This window comes from Streptomyces sp. NPDC033178 (assembly GCF_055577685.1).
In genome coordinates this window covers 150,953-172,914 of sequence record NZ_JBVIPT010000015.1, presented here as the reverse complement: position 1 = coordinate 172,914, position 21,962 = coordinate 150,953, and the positions used below count along the sequence as shown (strand labels likewise).

19 protein-coding genes are annotated in these 21,962 nt (G+C 69.1%); 7 read left to right on the top strand and 12 right to left on the bottom strand.

Annotation, left to right across the window (positions count from 1 at the left end; all coding sequences use genetic code 11):
* Positions 1-64 precede the first annotated feature (64 nt).
* From ACZ5VQ_RS33000 to ACZ5VQ_RS32990, 3 genes are all read left to right on the top strand, one after another.
* Positions 65-1,042 (top strand): SMP-30/gluconolactonase/LRE family protein, encoded by a 978-nt coding sequence (locus ACZ5VQ_RS33000; RefSeq protein WP_469108143.1) that lies wholly within the window; start codon positions 65-67, stop codon positions 1,040-1,042.
* Positions 1,043-1,149: 107 nt separating this feature from the next.
* On the top strand, positions 1,150-1,731 hold the full coding sequence (locus tag ACZ5VQ_RS32995) for a carboxymuconolactone decarboxylase family protein (protein ID WP_469108142.1): 582 nt from the start codon (positions 1,150-1,152) through the stop codon (positions 1,729-1,731).
* Complete coding sequence (locus ACZ5VQ_RS32990; protein ID WP_469108141.1) at positions 1,728-2,594, top strand: RNA polymerase sigma-70 factor; 867 nt, start codon at positions 1,728-1,730, stop codon at positions 2,592-2,594. The genes ACZ5VQ_RS32995 and ACZ5VQ_RS32990 overlap by 4 nt, the downstream gene beginning before the upstream one ends.
* An 83-nt stretch (positions 2,595-2,677) precedes the next feature.
* On the opposite strand, the gene ACZ5VQ_RS32985 is transcribed toward ACZ5VQ_RS32990, so the two are convergent.
* From ACZ5VQ_RS32985 to ACZ5VQ_RS32975, 3 genes are all read right to left on the bottom strand, one after another.
* Positions 2,678-3,049 carry an SgcJ/EcaC family oxidoreductase gene (locus ACZ5VQ_RS32985; RefSeq protein WP_469108140.1) on the bottom strand — a complete coding sequence of 124 codons (372 nt, stop codon included), beginning with the start codon at positions 3,047-3,049 and terminating at the stop codon, positions 2,678-2,680.
* A gap of 70 nt (positions 3,050-3,119) precedes the next feature.
* On the bottom strand, positions 3,120-3,833 hold the full coding sequence (locus tag ACZ5VQ_RS32980) for an SDR family NAD(P)-dependent oxidoreductase (RefSeq protein ID WP_469108139.1): 714 nt from the start codon (positions 3,831-3,833) through the stop codon (positions 3,120-3,122).
* A gap of 203 nt (positions 3,834-4,036) precedes the next feature.
* Positions 4,037-4,960: a LysR family transcriptional regulator gene (locus tag ACZ5VQ_RS32975; RefSeq protein WP_469108138.1), complete on the bottom strand. Its 924-nt coding sequence runs from the start codon at positions 4,958-4,960 to the stop codon at positions 4,037-4,039.
* Positions 4,961-5,133: 173 nt separating this feature from the next.
* Here ACZ5VQ_RS32975 and ACZ5VQ_RS32970 point away from each other — a divergent pair, with 173 nt between their 5' ends.
* Positions 5,134-5,436, top strand: a complete 303-nt coding sequence (locus tag ACZ5VQ_RS32970) for a muconolactone Delta-isomerase family protein (RefSeq protein ID WP_469108137.1) — start codon at positions 5,134-5,136, stop codon at positions 5,434-5,436.
* Positions 5,437-5,539: 103 nt separating this feature from the next.
* Positions 5,540-6,136 (top strand): MBL fold metallo-hydrolase, encoded by a 597-nt coding sequence (locus ACZ5VQ_RS32965; RefSeq protein ID WP_469108136.1) that lies wholly within the window; start codon positions 5,540-5,542, stop codon positions 6,134-6,136.
* Between the two features lie 13 nt (positions 6,137-6,149).
* On the opposite strand, the gene hemC is transcribed toward ACZ5VQ_RS32965, so the two are convergent.
* The 3 genes from hemC to ACZ5VQ_RS32950 all read right to left on the bottom strand — a co-directional run bounded on the left by hemC (position 6,150) and on the right by ACZ5VQ_RS32950 (position 8,734).
* A complete protein-coding gene (gene hemC / locus ACZ5VQ_RS32960; RefSeq protein WP_469108135.1) occupies positions 6,150-7,085 on the bottom strand; it encodes a hydroxymethylbilane synthase in 936 nt (311 codons plus the stop codon).
* Between the two features lie 138 nt (positions 7,086-7,223).
* The gene (locus ACZ5VQ_RS32955) at positions 7,224-8,090 is read right to left on the bottom strand and encodes an AraC family transcriptional regulator (RefSeq protein ID WP_469108134.1); all 867 of its coding nucleotides are present in this window, start codon (positions 8,088-8,090) and stop codon (positions 7,224-7,226) included.
* A gap of 155 nt (positions 8,091-8,245) precedes the next feature.
* Entirely contained in the window at positions 8,246-8,734 is a 489-nt protein-coding gene (locus tag ACZ5VQ_RS32950; protein ID WP_469108133.1) for a carboxymuconolactone decarboxylase family protein, read from the bottom strand.
* Positions 8,735-9,012: 278 nt separating this feature from the next.
* On the opposite strand from ACZ5VQ_RS32950, the gene ACZ5VQ_RS32945 reads away from it, so the two are divergent.
* Positions 9,013-12,222: an alpha-L-rhamnosidase gene (locus ACZ5VQ_RS32945; protein ID WP_469108132.1), complete on the top strand. Its 3,210-nt coding sequence runs from the start codon at positions 9,013-9,015 to the stop codon at positions 12,220-12,222.
* A 109-nt stretch (positions 12,223-12,331) separates the two neighbouring features.
* Here ACZ5VQ_RS32945 and ACZ5VQ_RS32940 read toward each other — a convergent pair whose 3' ends face one another.
* From ACZ5VQ_RS32940 to ACZ5VQ_RS32920, 5 genes are all read right to left on the bottom strand, one after another.
* Positions 12,332-13,363, bottom strand: a complete 1,032-nt coding sequence (locus ACZ5VQ_RS32940) for an ABC transporter permease (RefSeq protein WP_469108131.1) — start codon at positions 13,361-13,363, stop codon at positions 12,332-12,334.
* Positions 13,360-14,322, bottom strand: coding sequence for an ABC transporter permease (locus tag ACZ5VQ_RS32935; protein ID WP_469108130.1), 963 nt, complete (start codon positions 14,320-14,322; stop codon positions 13,360-13,362). The genes ACZ5VQ_RS32940 and ACZ5VQ_RS32935 overlap by 4 nt, the downstream gene beginning before the upstream one ends.
* Entirely contained in the window at positions 14,315-15,832 is a 1,518-nt protein-coding gene (locus ACZ5VQ_RS32930; protein WP_469108129.1) for a sugar ABC transporter ATP-binding protein, read from the bottom strand. Before ACZ5VQ_RS32930 ends, ACZ5VQ_RS32935 begins: the two co-directional genes overlap by 8 nt.
* Before the next feature lies 1 nt (position 15,833).
* Positions 15,834-16,931 carry an ABC transporter substrate-binding protein gene (locus ACZ5VQ_RS32925; RefSeq protein WP_469108128.1) on the bottom strand — a complete coding sequence of 366 codons (1,098 nt, stop codon included), beginning with the start codon at positions 16,929-16,931 and terminating at the stop codon, positions 15,834-15,836.
* Between the two features lie 164 nt (positions 16,932-17,095).
* Positions 17,096-18,109, bottom strand: coding sequence for a LacI family DNA-binding transcriptional regulator (locus ACZ5VQ_RS32920; RefSeq protein WP_469108127.1), 1,014 nt, complete (start codon positions 18,107-18,109; stop codon positions 17,096-17,098).
* Between the two features lie 157 nt (positions 18,110-18,266).
* On the opposite strand from ACZ5VQ_RS32920, the gene ACZ5VQ_RS32915 reads away from it, so the two are divergent.
* Positions 18,267-20,867, top strand: coding sequence for a PA14 domain-containing protein (locus ACZ5VQ_RS32915; RefSeq protein ID WP_469108126.1), 2,601 nt, complete (start codon positions 18,267-18,269; stop codon positions 20,865-20,867).
* 204 nt (positions 20,868-21,071) lie between these two features.
* Here the strand turns inward: ACZ5VQ_RS32915 and ACZ5VQ_RS32910 are convergent, their stop codons facing one another.
* A complete protein-coding gene (locus ACZ5VQ_RS32910; RefSeq protein ID WP_469108125.1) occupies positions 21,072-21,944 on the bottom strand; it encodes a TauD/TfdA dioxygenase family protein in 873 nt (290 codons plus the stop codon).
* Between the last annotated feature and the right edge of the window lie 18 nt (positions 21,945-21,962).

Here is a 21,962-nt window from a genome sequence, read left to right as displayed (position 1 = left end):
CGCCCCACGCAGAAGCATTTTCGTCCCTGGGTCTCCTTGTCATGCCCGAAAACCTGAAGGAATCATGAAGAACACTCTCAAGAGCGCAGTACTCGCCGCCGCCGCGGCGGGCCTTTCCCTCGTCACGGTCGCCACGGCGACGGAAGCGGTGGCTGCCACCGCGCCGCTGGCCCAGGCCCGTATCGTCAACCACTTCGACCTGGCCCAGGGCCAGATGCCGGAGAACGCCGTCATCGAACCGAACGGCTCCGTGGACGTCACCTTCGCCGCCGCCCGCCAAGTGGCGCGCATCGACCGGGATGGCGCGACGCAGATCCTGGCCACCCTGCCGGCTCCCTCCGACGGTGGTGTCCACACCCCGGTGCTCGGCTTCCCCCTAACCACCGGGCTCGTCCGTACCGACGACGGAACCCTGTACGTCCTCTACGCCACCGGCACCGCGGACCTGACCGGCCTGTGGCGGCTGAAGCCGGGGCGCAAAGCGCCGGAACGGATCGCGGCCCTCCCCGCCGACGGCCTGCCCAACGGACTTGCCTTCGATCCCCGCTCGCGCGCCTTCTACATAACGGACTCGGTCCTCGGCACCGTATGGCGAGTCCCCGCGAACGGTGGACGAGCGACGCCCTGGTCGACCGCACCGGAGCTCGCCGCACAGGGATTCCTCGGGGTCAATGGCGCACGCGTGCACGAAGGCGCGCTGTGGGTGACCAATCTCGACCAGGGAACCGTGCTGAGCCTTTCCCTCCGCGGCGGCCACCACGCGGGCACACCGACCGTCAGGGCCACCGGACTTGAGGGCATCGACGACTTCGCCTTCACCGGCCGGGGCAACGAGATCCTCGCCGCGCTCAACGGGCCCGGCACGGTGGTGCGCATCCAGGACGACGGGACGCACACCACCGTCCTGGACTCCTCCGACGGACTGCAGAACCCCACCTCCGTGGCGATCCGCGGCAAGGACGTCTACGTGCCCAGCGCCGCCTACCTCACCGCCACCGATCCCAACCTGCTCCACGCCCGCCTGAACCGTCGCGGCCACTGAGTGCGGCAGCGACGTGGGTGTCACACTCTCGCCCCCGGCGGTGTCTTCATGCCGAACAGGTCGAACAGGCCGAACAGGCAGATAGGCCTCCGGACAAGGAGAACATCGTGACACTGCGCATTCCGAAGGCGGAGCTCCCCACCGAGCTCAGGGAGACCACGATCGAGCAGTTCGGTGCCGTGCCCGAACCCTTCGAAGTGACGGCGCACAACCCCAAGGTCGCCCAGGACTCCACGGAGATCGGGGCCAGGCTGACCCAGTGGGACATGGCCGACGAGGGACTCAAGACCTTCGCGCACATGGCGGTCGCGGCACAGGTCGGCTGCAGTTGGTGCCTCGACATCAACTACTTCCAGGCGCTGAACAAGAACCTGGACCTGACCAAGGCGAGCCAGGTGCCGCGCTGGCGGGAGTCGGAGGTGTTCACACCGCTGGAGCGGGACGTACTGGAGTATGCCGAGGCTATGACGAGCACGCCGACGACCGTCACCGACGAGCTGTACGCGAGCCTGCTCGACCGGCTCGGCCCGGCGGCGATGGTCGAGCTCACCGCGGTCATCGGCTTCGCCAACATGGCGACCAGGAACAACACGGCGCACGGAATCACGTCGCAGGGCTTCTCCGACGCGTGCGGGATTCCGCTGGCAGCGCGTTCGGAGAATCCCGGCGTGGTGTCGACGGCGATATGACCGAGGATCCCTTCCTCGCCCATCGCAGCCTGCTGTTCACGGTCGCCTACGAGATGCTCGGGTCGGCGGCCGACGCGGAGGACGTGCTGCAGGAGTCCTGGCTGCGGTGGGCCGACGTCGACCGTTCGCAGGTGCGTGACGCGCGGGCGTATCTCGTCCGGGTCGTCACCCGGCAGGCGCTCAACCGGCTGCGGACGTTGTCGCGCAGCCGAGAGGAGTACGTCGGCGAGTGGCTCCCCGAGCCGCTGCTGACCAGCCCTGATGTCGCCGAGGACGTCGAACTCGCGGAGAGCGTCTCGATCGCGATGCTGACCGTCCTCGAAACGCTCGGGCCGACGGAGCGGGCGGTGTTCGTACTCCGTGAGGTCTTCGAGATGCCGTACGGCGAGATAGCCGAGGTCGTGGGGAAGTCCGCGGCCACGGTGCGGCAGATCGGGCGGCGGGCCCGCGAGCATGTGGCGGCTCGAAAGCCGCGGGTACAGGTGAGCCGGTCGGAGCAGCAGGCTGTGGTGGAGCGCTTCCTGCTCGCGTTGCGCACCGGTCGGTTGCAGGAACTGATGGAGGTCATGTCGCCGGATGTGGTCCTGATCGCCGACGGTGGCGGGATCGTGGCCGCCGTTGAGGCGCCGATCCACGGTGTCGAACTGGTGGCGAAGCTGCTCGCGCGCGCGGATCGGGTGGTCACCCCGTTCGAGACGACGACGGTGTGGCTCAACGGAGCCCCCGCGGGCCGGGTCGAGGTCGACGGCGAGCCGGCCGCGGTGAGCCTCGTGGTGGACGGCGGGCGGGTCACCCGGATCTACCTGGTGAGAAACCCGCAGAAGCTGACACGACTGGATGTGCGGGCCGAACTCGCCAGGTAGGCCTGCTGCTGCTCCGGCGTCTTGGGTGTTCCGGACGGTTCCCGGCCGTCCGGAACACCCACGAGCGCCTCTGCGAACGGCGGCTAGTCGAGGCGCGAGACCTGGTAGTGGCTGATGTACCAGTCCTCCGCCGTGCGCTTCACGACCACGCCGAGGCTGACGTTGAGTGTCGGCCGGTCGGAGAACGAGAAGTCGACGCTCAGATAGCCCAGTACGAGGTCGTCGGCGAGGCGTCTGGTCTCGACGATCCGGTACGCGGCCGTCAGACCGAGGGGCTGGGAGTCGTAGTAGTCCGCGATGCCCTGACGCCCCACGCTGTAGGGGTGCAGTCCCTGGAAGATCGCGTCCTCGGTGAACAGGGCGGCGACCTTCTGCGGCTCGTGGCTGTCTACGGCGGCCTTCCACCGGTCGAGTACGCCGCGCAGGACCGATGCGGTGTCCAGGGTGCTGTTCATCGGGTTCTCCTTGCCGATGGGACTGATGGGACCAATCGAACTGATGGGACCGACAGGCCCGATGGGACCGTCAGTGCCCGGCGCTCATGCCACCGTCGACGTGGAGGATCTCGCCGGTGACGAACGGCGCGTTCTCCAGGTAGATCACGGCGTCGACGATGTCGCTCTGCTCGCCCATCCGGCCGACCGGGTGCAGGGCGGCGAGGAACCCGTGGGTCTCCTCGGGGTGCATGGGGGTCTTGATGGTGCCCGGGGCGACGGCGTTGGTGCGGATGCCGCGGGTGGCGTACTCGACGGCGAGGGACTTGGTGGCGGACTGCAGGCCGCCTTTGGTCAGCGAGGCCAGTACGGAGGGCACGTTGGCGTCGGCGTTGTCGACCAGGCTGGTGGTGATGTTGACGATGTGGCCGCCACCCTGGGCGAGCATGTGCTCGACGGCCAGCTGGGTGATGCGGAAGAACCCGGTGACGTTCACGCCGGTCGCGGTGGCGTAGTCGTCCTGGGTGTAGTCCGTGAAGGGCTTGGCGACGAAGACGCCCGCGTTGTTGACCAAGGTGTCGATGCGGCCGAACCTCTCCACACCGGCGGCGATGACACGCTCGGCGGTCGCCGGGTCGGCGATGTCGCCCTGGACGGTCAGGATGTCCGCGTCGTCTGTGGGGGCGATGGTGCGTGAGGTGGCGACCACGGCGTAGCCGAGCTTGCGGTAGGCGTCGACCAGTCCGGCGCCGATGCCCTGCGATGCCCCGGTGATGACGGCGACCTTCTGGTGCTGAGTGCTCATGGTGATCTTCTCCGGTATGGGTGCGAGTTTCTCGGCCGATTTCTTACTAGTCAACCGGTCGACTATTTGAAAACTAGGCGAACGCAGGAGGAGAAGTCAAAGGTCAGAGGGGGGATGGCCGGGACCGGCTTCCTCCCAGCTGGTAGGGCTGGGCTCCCAGCGCAGGTCGCCGGGATGATGTTCGGGAAGACGTCGGACGCCGGCTAGAGCTTGTGAGGGTCGCCGTCGGGCAGCCAGGCGGCCGGGCCGTGGATCCCGAGGTCTCCGACTCCCTCGCAGAGGGCGTCGACGACGGCGAGTACGGCGGTACGGACCTCGCCGGCTCGCCGGACCAGGGACCACGTCCAGTAGATCTCCGGTGCGACGACCGGGCGCTGGACGAGGTCGGGCGGCAGCGGGGTGGTCTGCCCCTTGGGGGAGTTGATGACCGGGCGGCCGCTGCGGCGTACGTGGTCGAAGAAGGCCGGCCCGGTGATGCCTCCGTCGAAGATGCGGACCGCGTCGGCCCCGGTGTCGTGCGCCAGTTGCTCGGCGTAGGTGTTCCAGGAGGACCACGAGGTGGTGTCGTCGTCGAGAAGGACGGCGGTGTCCTGGGCGGCCACCTCGCCGGTGTCGTCGCCGGAGGCGACGGCGTAGAGCCGGTCGGCACCGATGAGCCGGGCCTCCAGGCCGTGGCGCTCCACATCCTCGGACCGCACCCAGCACACGGCGAGATCCAGACTGCCGTCGGCCACCCGGGCGGCCTGGGTGTGCGAAGGCGCGATCCACGCGTCGATGTGCAACTGGGCCACGGCGGAGGTGCGGGCGGTCAGATCTGCCGGCAGCCAGTTGACGTAACCGAGCCGTACCGGATCGGATCCGGACAGGCGGCGGGCGCGGTGCTGGAGATCGTCGGCCCGTTCCAGCAGGGCGCGCGTGTGGGGGAGCAGGGCGGAACCGGCCGGGGTGAGCGACACCGAACGGCGGTCACGGTCGAAGAGGCGCACCCCGAGATCGCGTTCGAGCGCCTTGATCTGCTGGGACAGGGACGGGCCGGCGATGAGCAGCCGCTCGGCGGCCCGGCCGAAGTTCAGCTCCTCGGCCACCGCCACGAAGTACCGCAGTTGGCGCAACTCCACGTCCGTCATCCTACGTCCCGTAGGAGGCTGTACCTATCAGAAGCAAGGAAGCCGGTCGTGGCGCGGGCCTGGTGGCGGGCGAACGATGACGACCACAGGACGCGATCACCACCGCGGCGTTTCGGTTCCCGCCGGACACCCCATCGAGTCCCGCCGGACACCCCATCGAGCGGAGCAGGGCCATGCGAGAGTTCCTGGTCGAGATCACGACCACTGTCCCCGAGGGAACCAGCCAGGACGAGGTCGACCGGCGACGCGCGGCCGAAGCCCTCCGCGCCCGCGAACTCGCCGCCGCCGGCAACCTGGCGCGGCTCTGGCGCCCCGTCGGCGAACTGCGCAGCATCGGCATCTGGCGGGCCTCCGACGAGGAGGAACTCCACGCGAAGGTGCTCGGCACGCTGCCGCTTCGCCCGTGGATGACCTTCACCGTCACCGCACTCCAGTCCCACCCCAACGACCCGGGTGGGAGCGACGCCGCGCGGTGACGGCTCGACACGCGCCACGACTCCCGTTCGCGGCCACCGCCACCGTGCACCGCCGGTGCAGGAAGCATGGAACCAGCGTGCGTGCGGCGTACGTTGGGATGCCATGCGGATCACGAAATACACCCATGCATGTGTGCGGCTCGAACACGAAGGCCGGGTGCTGGTCATCGATCCCGGGACATGGAGCGAGCCGGCGGCCTTGATCGGCGCGGACGCCGTGCTGGTCACGCACGAGCACGCCGATCACATCGACGTCCTTCGCCTGGCCGGGCTCGGCGTGCCGGTGTACGCCCCGGCCGACGCGGACATTCCACGGCTGGAGACCATCGGGGTGTCCTCCGGCACCGAGTTCACCGCCGCCGGCTTCCGAGTGCGAGCGGTCGGCGGACGCCACGCGTTCATCTACGACGGCGAGCCGGACTGCGCGAACCTCGGCTACGTCGTCGACGAGTCGGTCTACCACCCCGGTGACTCGCTCCACGTCCCTGAGCAACCGGTCGAGACGCTCCTGGTCCCGGCCCAGGGATCGTGGATGAAGATGGCGGAGGTGATCGACTTCGTCAAGGCGATCGAACCGCAAAGGGCGTTCCCGATACACGACGCCCAGATCAACGATCGCGGCCTCAACAGCGTCAATGGCTGGCTCGCCGAGTCGACCGACAGCGGCTACCGCTATCTGGCACCCGGCGAATCGCTGTGATCGCTCTGAACCGTCAGTGGGCGATGCCGTCGATCAGGTCCCGGGCGCCCTGGCGCAGCAGGGCCACGGCGACGGAGGTGCCGAGGGTGGCCGGGTCGAGGGGGCCGGCCCACTCGTGGGCGTTGAGCTGGGTCTTGCCGTCCGGGGTGAACACGCAGGCGCGCAGGGAGAGTTCGCCGTTTCGTGCGGCCGTGGCGTAGCCGGCGATCGGGGAGTTGCAGTGGCCCTGGAGGACGTGCAGGAACATGCGTTCCGCGGTGGCTTCGCGGTAGGTGTCCGGGTCGCCGAGCGCGCTGACGGTGTCGATGACCGTCGTGTCTCCCTCGCGGCACTGCAGGGCGAGGATGCCCGCGCCGATCGGCGGCATCATGGTCTCGGGGGAGAGGATCTCGCTGATCACATCGGTGCGGTCGATGCGCTCCAGGCCGGAGACCGCGAGCAGCAGCGCGTCCGCCTCGCCGGCCGCGAGCTTGGCCAGGCGCCGGTTGGCGTTGCCGCGGAAGGGCACGCACTGAAGATGCGGGTGGGAGGCGGCCAACTGGGCGATGCGGCGCACCGAGGAGGTACCGATCCGGGTTCCGTCCGGCAGCTCGTCGAGGGTGAGTCCGTCGGGGTGGATGAGGGCGTCGCGGATGTCGTCCCGCTTGAGGAACGCGGCGAACATGGTGCCTGCAGGAAGCGGCCGGTCGGCGGGCACGTCCTTGACGCAGTGCACCGCCAGGTCCGCCTCACCGGCCAGAAGCGCGGCGTCGACCTCCTTGGTGAACGCCCCCTTGCCCTCGACGAGGGCGAGATCGCCCATCCACTTGTCGCCGGTCGTCTTCACGGGCACCACTTCGGTGCGCAAGTGCGGGTGGAGCGCTGCCAGTTCGCCTTGGACGCGCTTCACCTGGGCCAGCGCCATGGGCGAGTCGCGGGAGACGATACGGATCAGTTCAGGGACGGACATGCCGACACGATAGACCCTTGGAGCCACCGGTCCGTCATCCACCGGAACGTGCCGACGGCGTCGGACTCGCCGCCTGCGCAAACAGCGGCCGCACCGGCGCGCGGCCCGGCCCCCCGACCCCGGGCCGCGCGCCGGCTCTCAGACCGCGGTCCGCTCCACGGGGATCCACAGCTCCGCGTCCGCGTGCGAGGCATCCTGCGACAGCCGGGTCCGGAGGATCTCGGGCCCCGGTCGGCTCTGGTACGGATTGGACGGGAACCACTGGGTGAACACGTCCCGCCACAGGTACTGGAGCGCCTGCGGGAACGGCCCGGAGTTCTCGAAGACGGCCCAGGTCCCGGCCCGGACGGTGAGCGCGTCCATGTCCTCGGGCACGGCGGCAAGGGTCACCACGCCGTGGTAGTAGTCGAGTTCGGTTCCCTCGGCGCGGCTCTCGTCCAGATTGTCGCTCACCGAGATGATCCCCTCCGGTTCCTGATCGGACAGCTGCTCGATGCGCTGGATCGTCTCCTGGCCGAGGCCCCGGATGAAGGCGACGATCGCCGGGTTCATCCCCTCATGCACGAGGGGGACGCGCGCCTTCCTGCCCACCACCCGGAACTCCTCCTTCTCCACGACCCTGTACCGCATGCTGCTACTCCCTTCGACGACGAGTCGGAAGGACATCCGGGGTTGGGACTGCAGGCTCGCACCGACCCGCCTGGCCTCGCCGGGACCGACGCCGTGCATAGCGCGGAACGCACGCGCGAACGCCTCCCCCGAGGTGTAGCCGTAGCGCACCGCGATCTCCAGCAGTGTCCGTTCACCGGCCAGCACCTCGGCACCCGCGATCGTCAGGCGTCTGCGCCGGATGTACTCCGACAGCGGAATCCCCGCCAGCGCCGAGAACAGCCGCCGGAAGTGGTACTCCGACGTCACCGCGATCCGCGCCAGTTCGGACGCCTCGATGCGCTGATCGAGGTGGCACTCGATGTGCTCCATGGCCTGGTTGAGCCGCTCCAGCACCCCGGTCTCCTTCCCTTTCGATCACTGACGTTAGGAAGAACCCACCCTGCCGGACCCGACATCCTGTGCCCGGTTCGGTCGGGCACGACCGGGCTTCGTTCGCCGGGGCCGATCCAGGACGACGCCGTCGAAGGCACCGCTCCAGTGCGTACCCGTCACCCCTGAGGGAGCCCGCGCACCGGATGCCTGCTCATGATCGAGACCCGGTTGAAGGCGTTGATGGTGAGGGCCACCCAGATCACGGCGGATATCTCGTCCTCGGTCAGGACCTGGCGGGCGTCCTCGTAGGCGTCCTCCTGGGCGGTCGCGTTCGCGATGTCGGTGGTCGCTTCGGCCAGGGCGAGTGCGGCCCGCTCCCGCGGCGCGAACAGTTCCGTGTCACGCCAAGCGGGCAGTACGCCCAGGCGTTGTGTGGTCTCGCCGGCACCCAGCGCGGCCTTGGTGTGCACGTTGAGGCAGTAGGCGCAGCCGTTGATCTGGGACACGCGGAGGTTGATCAGCTCCACGAGGATGCGGTCAAGACCCGCGTCGGCGGCGGTCGCACGGACGGCTTCGGAGGCCTGGACCAGTGCGTGATAGGCCTTGGGGCTCTGCTTGTCGATGAAGACCCGCCTGCCCGCGGAGCCCGTCGTCGTGTCGCTCAAGCTGAACTCCTTCGGTGAGCCGTCCCCGGCCCTGATCGTTGCGTCGCGTCCGTGTCGAGATCATCGTGTCAGGCCTCATGTGACGCCCGCCTCCCGGGAATTGAAACCGTTCAATCCACTCGCGTCGTGGCTGCCACGGACGGGGGTGAAGTCACACCCTCATCCGACTGTCCGTCAAGAAATCCCTGCACACTCATTGACCCTTGCCTCGCACGCCCCTACGTTCACCTACGTCCAACGCCGTGAATCGATTCATCATTCTGCGTTAGGGGCCCGTAGTGATAAGTAGGAGGAACATCCTGGCGAGCGCGGCGGCCACGGTTGCTGGTGTGGCCGCCGGAGCAGGGCCGGCCGTCGCCGCCCCGGCGTCCGCATCATCTCAGGCGTCCGCGCAACGCGGCGCCCTGCGCGTCACCGCGCCGACCGTCGAGTACGTTCAGCACCCCCTGGGCCTCGACGTACAACACCCGCGCCTGAGCTGGCCGATGGCCTCGGACAAGCCGGGCTCGCGCCAGAGCGCCTATCAGGTCCGCGTCGCCTCCAGTGAGTCGCGCCTGCCCCGCCCGGATGTCTGGGACAGCGGGAAGGTCGTCTCCGGCGATTCGTCCCTCGTTCCGTACGCGGGCCCTCAACTCAGGCCGCGGACACGCTACTTCTGGTCCGTGCGGGTGTGGGACGGCGACGGCGAGGCGTCCGGCTGGAGCGCGCCGTCGTGGTGGGAAACGGGCCTCATGGGCGCCGCGCAGTGGTCCGCGAACTGGATCTCCGCTCCCGCGGCCCTCACGGACGCGCCGTCCCTCGAAGGCTGTGACTGGATCTGGTTCCCCGAGGGCGAACCGGCCAACAGCGCGCCCGCGGCGACCCGTTGGTTCCGTCGGACCTTCGACCTCCCGGACGGAGTCACGGCGGCGAGCCTGGCCATCACCGCCGACAACGTGTACGCCGTCTCCGTGAACGGCACCGAGGTGGCCCGCACCGACCTGGCGACGGACCACGAGGGCTGGCGCCGCCCGGCCGTCGTCGACGTCCTCGCCCAGGTGCGTTCCGGTGGCAACGTCCTCGCGGTCTCGGCCACCAACGCGAGCGTGGGACCCGCAGGTCTCGTCGCCGTCCTGACCATCCGGACGCCCGCAGGCGAGCAGAAGATCGTCACCGACACCTCCTGGAAGTCGGCGGACAAGGAACCCGCCGAAGACTGGCGCGACGCCGGCTTCGACGACAGCGGCTGGCCGGCGGCGAAGAAGGCGGCCGCATGGGGAGCCGGTCCGTGGGGCAGGGTCGTCCCGGTCGTGTACGCAGCCAACCAACTGCGGCACGAGTTCCGGCTGCCGCGCAAGAAGGTGTCACACGCACGCCTGTACGCCACGGCCCTCGGCCTGTACGAGGCGCACCTCAACGGCCGCCGCGTGGGCCGCGATGAGCTCGCCCCCGGCTGGACCGACTACCGCGAACGCGTCCAGTACCAGACGTACGACGTCACCAAGCTCGTGCGGCAGGGCGCAAACGCCATCGGTGCCTACGTGGCACCGGGCTGGTACGCGGGCAACGTCGGCATGTTCGGGCCTCACCAGTACGGTGAACGCCCGGCGCTGCTGGCGCAGTTGGAGGTCGAGTACGCCGACGGCACGAGCGAGCGCATCACCTCTGGCACCCAATGGCGGGCTACCTCCGGACCCATCGTCTCCGCCGACCTGCTGGGAGGTGAGACGTACGACGCGCGCAAGGAGACCGCCGGCTGGACCTCGCCCGGCTTCGACGACCGGACGTGGCTCGCCGTGCGTGCCGCGGACGAGGCCCCTCCCGCCCTGATCGTCGCGCAGGTGGACGGCTCGGTCCGCGTGGCCAGGGAACTTCCCGTCAAGAAGGTGACCGAACCCAAGCCGGGGGTCTTCGTCTTCGACCTGGGCCAGAACATGGTCGGCTCGGTCCGGCTGCGGGTCGCGGGCCCCGCGGGAACGGCCGTGCGCCTGAGACACGCCGAGGTCCTCAACCCGGACGGCACCCTCTACACCGCGAACCTGCGCACCGCCGCGGCCACCGACACGTACATCCTGAAAGGCCGTGGCGAGGAGACGTACGAGCCGCGCTTCACCTTCCACGGGTTCCGCTACGTCGAGGTGACCGGGTTCCCGGGCACTCCCTCGGCGAGAGCCATGACCGGCCGCGTCATGCACACGGCGGCGCCCTTCACCTTCGAGTTCGAGACGAACGTCCCGATGCTCAACGAGCTGCACAGCAACATCACTTGGGGGCAGCGCGGCAACTTCCTCTCCATTCCGACGGACACGCCCGCGCGCGACGAACGCCTGGGATGGACGGGTGACATCAACGTCTTCGCGCCCACGGCCGCGTACACCATGGAATCGGCCCGTTTCCTCACCAAGTGGCTCGTGGACCTGCGTGACGCCCAGACCGCCGAAGGTGCCTTCACCGATGTGGCGCCCATGGTCGGGACGGTCGGCAACGGCGTGGCCGGATGGGGTGACGCGGGTGTCACGGTCCCCTGGTCCCTGTACCAGGCCTACGGCGACCGGCAGGTGCTGGAGGACGCCTGGCCGTCCATCCAGGCCTGGTTGAAGTACCTGGAGAAGAACAGCACCGGCCTACTGCGGCCCGCCGGCGGGTACGGCGACTGGCTCAATGTCTCCGACGAGACACCGAAGGACGTCATCGCCACCGCGTACTTCGCGCACAGCGCCGACCTCGCGGCCCGGACGGCCGAGGAACTCGACAAGGGTCCCGCCCCCTACCGCGACCTCTTCGAGCGCATCCGCAAGGCGTTCCAGGACGCCTACGTCACCGCCGACGGCAGGGTGAAGGGCGACACGCAGACGGCGTACGTCCTCGCCCTGTCGATGAACCTGCTGCCGGACGCACTGCGGAAAGCGGCGGCCGACCGGCTCGTCGCGCTGATCGAGGCCAAGGACTGGCACCTGTCGACGGGCTTCCTCGGTACGCCCCGGCTGCTGCCCGTCCTCACCGAGTCCGGGCACACCGATGTCGCCTACCGGCTGCTCCAGCAGCGTTCCTTCCCCAGCTGGGGCTACCAGATCGACAAGGGCGCCACCACGATGTGGGAACGCTGGGACTCCATCGAGCCCGACGGCGACTTCCAGACACCGGACATGAACTCCTTCAACCACTACGCCTACGGCTCGGTGGGGGAGTGGATGTACACGAACATCGCCGGCATCTCGGCGGGCCGGCCCGGCTACCGCGAGATCGTCATCCGTCCCCGTCCGGGCGGTGAAGTCACTTCAGCACGCGCCACGTTCACCTCGGTCCACGGTCCGATCTCCACGCGGTGGCAACAGCGGTCCGGCGGCTTCGTCCTGACGTGCACCGTGCCCGCCAACACGACCGCCGAGATATGGATCCCCGCGGACGGTCCGGACGCGGTCACCCACACCCGCGCGACGTACCTGCGCGAGGAGAACGGCTGCGTGGTGTACCGGGCAGGCTCCGGCAGTCACCGCTTCACCACGTAACGCGGCTGCCGGGACGGCTGAACACGTCGGCGCGGGCTGCCCTGTGGCACCCCGCGCCGTACATCGAGATCGTCGTCACGGCTTCATGAAGAGGGACCTGGGCGCGCGGTCACAAGACCCTTCGTCTGCGGCCGAGCCAGGTCTGGGCCACGACCACGACGGCGAGGAAGGCGCCGCTGACGACCTGCTGGTAGGCGGAGTCGAGGGAGCCGATCTGGTTGATGACGTTCTGGATCACCTTCAGCAGGAGCACCCCGACCAGCGAACCGCTGACGAACCCGAAACCGCCGGACAGCAGCGTGCCGCCGATGACGACCGCCGCGATGGCCTCCAGCTCCATGCCCGTGCCGAGGATCGTCACGCCGGACAGCAGCCAGGCTGCGTTGAGAGCACCCGCGAGGCCGGCGCACAGACCCGAAACGGCGTACACCGCGATCTTCGTACGGGCCACGGGGGCGCCCATCAGGGCCGCCGCGTCCTCGTTGCCGCCGACCGCGTACACGTACTGGCCGAATCTGGTGCGTCGCAGTACGACGGCTCCCAGTACGAACAGGGCCACCGTGATCCACACGGGCACGCCGATCCCGAGCAGTGAGCCCTGGCCGAGCGTCGCGAAGAACGAGTCCTTGTCGACGAGATAGGTCCGCGAGCCCTCGTCGGTGATCGCAAGAAGGATGCCGCGCGCGCCGAGCATGGCGGCGAGGGTGACGATGAACGGGGCCAGTCCCGACCGGGCGATGAGCAGTCCGTTGACCAGGCCGATCAGCCCGCACACCGCGAGCGGGAGCAGCAGGGCCACCGCCGAGCCGTACTGCGAGCCCCAGGCGGCCACCACTCCGCCGAGGGCGAAGAGCGAGCCGACCGACAGGTCGATCCCGCCGGTGACGATGACGAAGGTCATGCCGAGCGCGACCACGGCGAGGAAGGCCGAGGACAGCGCCATGTTCTCGAGGTTGTCGCCGGTCAGGAAGGTGTCGAAGCTCAGCGACGCCACGGCCATGGCCACCAGGAGGGTGACGAGGGCCCCGTGCTGCTGGGCGAGGGCGCTGAACCGGTCGGCGCGGCCCGGTCCGTGGTCCTCGTCGGTGATCTGGTGGACGGCGTCGGGCTGCATGTCGGCTTCCGTGGTCTCGGTCGTCATCGCTTCCCCCGTTCGCGGGCCGCGTAGACGGCGCCGACGATCACCACGGCCTGGGCCATCTGCGTCCACGACGGCGGCAGGTCGTGCTTGACGAGCGTGGTGGTGAGCAGCTGGATGAGGACGGCACCGGCGACCGTGCCGCCGATCCGGACCCGGCCGCCGGACAGGGGAGTGCCGCCGACGACCACGGCGGTGATCGCCGACAGTTCCATCAGTGTGCCCAGCGAGGTCGGGTCGCTGGCCGTCAGCCGGGCGGTGGCGAGGACGCCCGCCACCGCGGCCAGGGCGCCGGAGCAGGCGTACACCACGACGAGGACCCGGCGGACGGGCAGGCCGGCGAGGCGGGCCGCCGGCCGGCTGTCGCCGATGGCGAGCAACTGCCGCCCGAAGGTGGTGCGGCGCACCACGAAAGCCACCAACAGGGCCAGGGCGACGGCGATGAGGACGAGATACGGCACGCCCAGCACGTCGCCGGAGCCGAGTGCCGTCATGCCCGGATCGCGTACGTCCTTGAGCTGGGGGAGCAGGACCAGGGCGAGGCCGCGAGCGGCGACCATGAGGGCGAGCGTGGCGACGATGGGCTGAACGCCCAGGTAGGCGACCAGGGTTCCGTTCGCGAGACCGATCACGATGCCACCCACCACCGCCACGAGCACGGCGGCCCACGGCCCGTAGCCGAGATAGAGGGACAGCAGCGAGGTGGACAGGGCCATCACGGAGCCCACCGACAGGTCGACGCCCTCGGTGCCGATCGCCAGCGCCATGCCCAGCGCAACGATGAGCACGGGTGCGACTTGGACGGCCTGGGTGCGGAAGTTCTCCGCGGATACGAAGTGATCGGTGAAGGCGAAGTTGAAGACCAGGAGTGCGGCGACGCCCGCGTAGACGCCGTACTCCTGGAGCAGGCGCAGCAGCCGGTCGCGGTCCACCCGGCCCTGCGCGAGCGCGAGTTCAGTCATGGTGGCTCCCGGCGGGTTCGGCCGCGATGGCCCGCATCAACGCGTCCTCGGTGACGCCATCGCCGGTCAACTCGTCCACCACCGCTCCGTCCTTGAGTACGAGGATCCGGTCGCTGCCCTCGATCAGCTCCTCGGTGTCGGAGGAGATCAGGAGCACGGCGAGTCCGTCGTCGGCGAGTTCGTCGATGAGTGCCTGTACCTCCGCCTTGGCGCCGACGTCGATCCCGCGGGTCGGCTCGTCCAGCAGCAGGACCTTCGGGTGCAGGGCGAGCCAGCGGGCCAGCAGCACCTTCTGCTGGTTGCCGCCGGAGAGTTCGCCCACCTTCTGGTGGGGGCCGGATGACTTGATGCGCAGCCGCTTCACGAAGGTGTCGACGATCCGGTCGATGCGGGCGTCGTCCACCAGACCGAACCGTGAGAGTGAGGGCAGGGCGGCGAGTGCGATGTTCTCCCGTACCGAAAGACCGGGGACGATGCCCTCGGCCTTGCGGTCCTCCGGCAGCAGGCTGATGCCGGCGCGGATCGCGGCCGGTGTGGAGCCGGTGCGCACGGCGGCGCCGCCGACCGAGACCCGGCCCGAGTCCGTGGGCAGTGCCCCGGCGACGGCCCTGGCCGTCTCGCTGCGGCCCGAGCCGAGCAGCCCGCCCAGGCCCACCACCTCGCCCGGGCGGATGGACAGTGAGACGTCCCGCAACTGGTGACGGACCGTCAACCCTTCGGCGTTCAGCATGGGTTCGGCCGACGAGTGGTGGGATCCGGTGAACTTGGTCAGGCCCTCGCTGCGGACCTCGCCGATCTCCCGGCCCAGCATGAGCGAGACCAGACGCAGGCGGTCGAGGTCGGCGAGGCGGCCGGTGTGGACCACGCGGCCGTCACGCAGCACGGTGACCGTGTCGCAGATCTCGTACAGCTCGTCCATGCGGTGGCTGACGTAGACCACGGCGATGCCGCGCTCGCGCAGCATGCGGATCACGTCGAACAGGGTGCGCACCTCGCGCGGTTCGAGCGAGGAGGTGGGCTCGTCCATGATGACCACTCGTGCGTCGATGGCGACCGCACGCGCGAGGGCGACCATCTGCTGGGCCCCGACGCCGAGTTCGCGCAGCGGGCGGCGCACGTCGACGCGGATGCCCAGGCCACGCAGTGCCTCGTCCGCCTCACGGTGCATGCGCCGGAAGTCGATCAGGCCGAGCCGGCCGCGGGGCTCGCGGCCGAGGAGGAGATTGCGGGCCACGCTCATCAGCGGGACGAGGTTGACCTCCTGGTAGATGGTCGAGATGCCGGCCTGCTGGGCCTGCAGGGGTGTGGTGAAGCGGACCGGTGTGCCGTCGTGGACGACCTCGCCCGCGTCCGGCCGGTAGACGCCCGTGAGTACTTTGATCAGGGTCGACTTGCCCGCGCCGTTCTCGCCGACGAGGGCGTGCACCTCCCCGGCGCGGGCGGTGAAGTCCACGTCGGACAGCGCCTTCACGCCGGGGAAGAGCTTGGACACGCCGGTGACAGCGAGCATCTCAGTAGGCCTTGTCGAGGTCCGACTGGGCGTTGGCCTCGGTGTAGGCGCTGTCCTTGATAACGATGTCCTGAGCCACCTCGGAGCCCTTGGTGAAGGTGTCGAGGGTCTGGAAGGCGAGCGGCCCGAAGCGCGGGTTGGACTCGATGACGCCGCTGATCCAGCCGTCCACGATGCCCTGCACGGCCTTGCGCGTGCCGTCGATCGTGACGATCTTGACGTCGCCCGGCTTCTTGCCCGCGCCCTTGAGGGCGTTGACGGCGCCGAGGCCCATCTCGTCGTTCTCGGCGTAGATGCCTTTGATACCGGGCTTGGACTGGATGAGGTTCTCGGTGACCGACTGGCCCTTCTCGCGGGCGAATTCGCCGGTCTGCTGGAACACCACCTTGAGACCGGGCGCCTTGTCCTTGATCCGGTCGACGAAGCCCTTGGTGCGTTCCGTCGTGACGTTGTTGCCCGCCGAGCCGAGCAGGATGGCGATGTCGCCCTTGCCCCCGGTGGCCTCGATCATCTCGTCGGCGGCCCGCTTGCCCTGCTCCACGAAGTCGGAGCCGATGAAGCTCACATAGTCCTTGCAGGCGGTGGCGTTGATCTTGCGGTCCACCGTGACGATCGGGATGTGCCTGGCCGCCGCCGTACGCAGCACGGGTTCCCAGCCGTCCGAGTTGAGCGGCGCGATGACGAGCAGGTCGGCGCCCTTGGCTATGAGGTCCTGGACGTCGCTGATCTGCTTGGAGAACTGCGACTGGGCGTTGGCGGTGAGGAGCTTGACGCCCCGCTTCTTCGCCTCCGCCTCGATGGAGGCGGTCTCCGCGATCCGGAAGGGGTTGGCCTCCTTCTCGGACTGGGAGAAACCGACGGTGGCGCTCTTGAGATCGAGCTTCTCGCCCCCGTACGCGTCGATGGTGCAGGCGGGCCCGGATCCGGTGCTGGGCGAGGCGACCTGCTGGCCGGCGTCACCCTGCTGGGGCGCGGCCTTGTCGCTGTCGGAGGAGTCCTCGGACTTGGTGCATCCGGTGGTCAGGACCAGGCTTGTCAGGAGGCCGGTGGCGAGGAGGGTTCGTGCGGCGGTACGACGAAGAGGTGCGGTGGGCTTCATGGGAGTCCCCAAACGGCGCGGCCCCGGCGCTGAGAGCGCTCCCGGGGAGTTCGGCACTTGCGGTCAACATGGCGTGCACGTCGTTCAGGGGAGTTTTTTACATCGTTGGAAGGGGGCTGTAAACCCTTCCGTCCGAAATCTCGGCCAGTTGGTCCGGACCGTGGTCAGCGTCGTCCGAGGGTGCTCTCCCGCTCCACCAGCCGGTATTCCGCGGTCAGTTCACGTCCTCCGGGATCCTGACGGCCCGACAGACTGCGCAGCAGTGAGCCCATCGCGAGGCGGGCGATGGCCTGCTTGTCCGGCGCGATCGTGGTCAGTGAGACGGCTCCGAAACGGCTCTCGGCGATGTCGTCGAAACCCACCACGGCGACGTCCCACGGCACCCTGAGCCCGCGCTCGTGCAGCACCCGCATGGCGCCGATCGCGATGAGGTCGTTGTAGGCGAAGACCGCGTCGGGCCGGATGCCCGAGTCCAGCAACCGGGCCATGGCCCGGGCCCCGTCGTCCCGGTCCCAGCCGTCGACGGGCACGACCATGTCGTCCGTGGTCGGCAGGCCCGCCGCCGTCAACTCCGCCCGCCAGCCGTCGAGTCGCAGATGGGCGGGGCGGTTCGCGGAGTCGGTGCGGGCGCCGAGGTAGGCGATCCGGGTCCGGCCGCGGCCGATCAGATGGCGCACCGCCTCTCGCGAGGCGGCCACGTTGTCGATCGCGATGTGGTCGAAGGGCAGGTCGTACTCGCGCTCGCCGAGCAGCACCAGCGGCACGTCGTCGGCCCGGCCGTGCAGGTCCTCGGCCTCCAGTTCCAGCGGGCTCAGGATCAGCCCGTCGATCACCCGGGCCCGGAAACCCTGGCTGACCAGCAGCTCCTGCTCACGGTCACCGCGCGTGTGGTCGAGCAGGACCGTGAACTCGTGCTGGGCCGCCGCGTCGATCACCGCGCCGGCGAGCTCGGCGAAGTAGGGATTGCCGAGCTCGGGAACGGCAAGCGCGATGATGCCCGTACGGCCCTTGCGCAGATGGCGCGCGGTGAGGTTCGGCCGGTAGCCGAGCTGGTCGATCGCCTCCTGCACCTTGGCGCGCATCGCCGGTGTGACGTGCGGATAGTTGTTCACGACGTTGGAAACGGTCTTGATCGAGACGCCGGCCCGTTCGGCCACGTCCTTCAGGCTGACCCGCAAGGAATCTCCTCGGCATCGACAGGGGCTCCGCGACCGGAGCTTTGTCATGGACCTGGACAGCGGCCGGGAGCCGTGCTCTCATGCCAACTGCCTCTGCTTCCAACGTTGTACAGACTGAAGCACCGAGCCGCCACCCTTCCTCAACCAAGGAGGATTCGTGCGCATCAGACCGTTCACACACAGCCTCGCCCTGCTCGTCGCAGCAGTGCTGGGTGCCGCGGGACTGGCCGCAGCACCTGCCGCGACGGCCGCGGAGGATCCCGAGATCCACGGCCTCAAGGGTGAGTACTACACCCAGTCCGCCCCCGGCGCCTTCGACTTCCACGAACTCAAAGCCACCGGATTCGACCCGCAACTCGACTTCGACAACCTGGAACCCCGTCTCCGTTCGGCGACCGGACGGTCGGACGACGTCTCCGTCCGCTGGACCGGCCGGATCGTGCCGGAGAAAACCGGTCCCACCACCTTCTCGATCATCGGAGACAACGGCTTCCGACTCTGGGTGGACGGGAAACCCGTCATCGACCACTGGGTCGACGACTGGGACCGCGAACAGACCGCTGCCCCGGTCGAGTTGACCGCCGGCAAGGCCTACGACATCAAGATCGAGTACTTCGAGCACTACGGGGGCTCCAACCTCCATGTGCGCTGGACGCCGCCCGGCGGCACCAAGACCGCCGTCCCGCAGTCGGCCTTCCTGCTGCCCGAGGGCTACGACTACAACGGGGCCATCGCCGCCACGGTCCTCAAGGACGGCCGCAGCCTGCGGCTCGACTTCGCCCAGACACTCGCGGCCGCCCCGGCCGGTCTCACCGACCACCTGGACGCCGTGATCGGCGGAGCCACCTGGCCGCTGGGCCGGGCGCGACTGGATCCGGCCAACCCGAGATCGCTGCTGGTCGCGCTGAAGGAACCCGTGGTCGGCAACAAGACCGGCACCGCGCGTGGCGCCGCCGATGTGCGCTACGACGGATCGGGCGGCCTCTCCGGCACGGACGGCAACGTTGTCAAGGCCTTCTGGAGCAGCGGCGCCAACAAATCCACCTACCAGCTGAGCACTCCGTGGGGCGAGAAGGTCACCCCGGCCAACGCCCACCGCGAGTACCCCAGGCCGCAGCTCACCCGCGGCGACTGGAAGAACCTCAACGGCAGCTGGCAGTTCGCCGCGGCGAAGGCGGGCGAGCAGCCCCCGGTCGGCCGGAAACTCGCCGAGAAGATCCTCGTCCCGTATCCCGTCGAGTCCCAGCTGTCGGGCATCGAGCGGCACGAGGACCGGATGTGGTACCGGCGCACCTTCACCGTCCCGTCCGACTGGAGGATCGGCTCCGCCAAGCGCCTGCGGCTCAACTTCGGCGCGGTCGACTGGCGCTCCGAGGTCTACGTCAACGGCACCAAGGTCGCCGAACACAAGGGCGGCTACGACAAGTTCAGCGCCGACGTCACCGACGCCCTCAAGCCCGGCCGCATCCAGGAGCTGATCGTCGGCGTCTACGACCCGACCGACTCCGCGGACGGCGAGAACCCGCCCGTCGGCAAGCAGCGCCTCGACCCCAGTGGCATCTGGTACACCCCGTCCTCCGGTATCTGGCAGACCGTGTGGATGGAGCCCGTCGCCACCGACCACGTCGACTCGCTGAAGCTCACTCCGGACGTGGGCACGGGCACCCTGACCGTCGAGCCCCAGGGCGTACGCCCCGGACTCGCCGTCACCGCGACCGCGTACGACGGCAAGCGGAAGGTCGCCACCGTCACCGGCCGCACCGGAAGCCCGCTCACCCTGAAGATGAAGAAACCCCGGCTGTGGTCGCCCGACGACCCGTTCCTGTACGACCTGAAGGTCAGCGTCGGCACCGACCGTGTCAACAGCTACTTCGGCATGCGGTCCATCGCCGTCGAGAACGTGAACGGAACCCCGCGAACCGTCCTCAACGGCAAACCGGTCTTCATGATGGCCACCCTCGACCAGGGGTTCTGGCCCGACGGCCTGCACACCGCCCCCAGCGACAAGGCCCTGGCCTATGACCTGAAGATGCACAAGGCGATGGGCTTCAACTCGGTCCGCAAGCACATCAAGGTCGAACCCGACCGCTGGTTCTACTGGGCCGACCGGCTCGGCCTGCTGGTGTGGCAGGACATGCCGTCCATGACGGCGGGCGTCAACCCGTCCACCGCGGCCCGCGCCGAGTACGAGCTCGAAATGAAGCAGATGATCGACGAGCACATCAGCAGCCCGTCCATCGTCATGTGGGTCACCTTCAACGAAGGGTGGGGCCAGTACGACGTGGGCCGCATCGCCACACAGGCCAAGGCCTGGGACCCGACCCGCCTGGTCAACAACCAGTCGGGCCTCAACCTCGGCGCGGACGGCGGTACCGGCGACATCATGGACGAGCACGGCTACCCGAGCCCCGCACTGCCACCGCGCCCGGACGGCAAACGGGCCCTGGTCATGGGCGAGTACGGCGGCCTCGGCCTGGCCGTACCCGGACACGCCTGGTCGGTCCAGCAGTCCTACGTAGACGTCGACCCGGCCACGTACACCGACGACTACCTCACCAAGCTCGCCGAGGTGCACGCCCTGGCCTGCAAGGGCGGCAACGGCGCGGTCTACACCCAGATCGCGGACGTCGAGGGCGAGCTCAACGGGCTGATCACCTACGACCGCAAGGTCGTCAAGCCCGACGTGTCACGGGTCAAGGCGGCCCACGAGGCACTGATCAACGACGTGTCGCGGCCGACTCCCGCCGGCTGCGCCTGACCCGGACCGCCCGGCGAACGGCTCACCTCCGTTCGCCGGGCGGCTCCGGCCCCACACCGCGGATATAGGGACGGCCCCTGGACCACACGGTCTTTCCCTACGTTTTCCTGGACGCCAACTACTGCAAGACCTCACGCAGCGCGGTGCGGCGTCGTGCGCGGGACCGAGCGAGGGCCGTGCACGACGCCGGGCCCCTTCAGAACATCAGCCTTTGATGGGGCCGCCGTTGATGGCGATGCGCTGGCCGTAGCGGGCGTAGGGGTAGTAGTCGTACGTCGCGTGGTGCTGGACGCACCGGTTGTCCCAGAAGACGAGCGTGCCCGGGGTCCAGCGGACGCGGCAGTGCAGGACCGGCCGGCGGGCGATGATGTCGAAGAGCACGTCGAGCAGGGCCCGGCTCTCGTCGGGGGAGAGCTGCGGGATACGGCTGGTGTAGGCCTTGTTGACGTACAGCAGTTTGCGGTCGGTCTCGGGGTGCCGGGCGACGAGGGGGTGTTCGCTCTTGGGGATGACGTAGTCCGCGGGCAGCGCGTATCCCGCCAGAGCCTGCGCTCCGTCGTGTATCGCGGTCAGCGGGTCCAGCAGGGCACGCATCGCCGGCGAGAGCATGGCGTAGGCGAGGTGCATGTTGGCGAAGAGGGTGTCCCCGCCGCATCCCGGCTCGGGGGTCTCGGTGATGTAGAGCATCGATCCCAGGGACGGTTCGGCGTCGGCGGTGCCGTCCGCGTGCCAGCCGTTGCCCGCCACGTTCGCCGCGGCCGACGTCGTGCGGATCTCCAGGATGTAGGGATCGCCCTCGGGCGGCGGCGGGTTGACGGGGCGCAGTTCGCCGAAGGCGGCGGCGAAGCGCCTGTGATGCTCGGCGGTGATCGTCTGATCGCGGAAGACGAGGACGTGGTGGTCGCGGAAGGCGGCCCGGATCTCTTCCAGTTGCTCTGCCAGGATCTCCTGCGACAGGTCGACGCCTGAGACTTCCGCTCCCAGAACGGGAGTGATCCGCTCGACGGTGAGCGTGCGGTAGGGGTACGCGGGACGAGTGGTCACCGCTTCCAGCGCTTCGAGTTCGTACGACTCCATGTCAACCTCCAGAGGCGG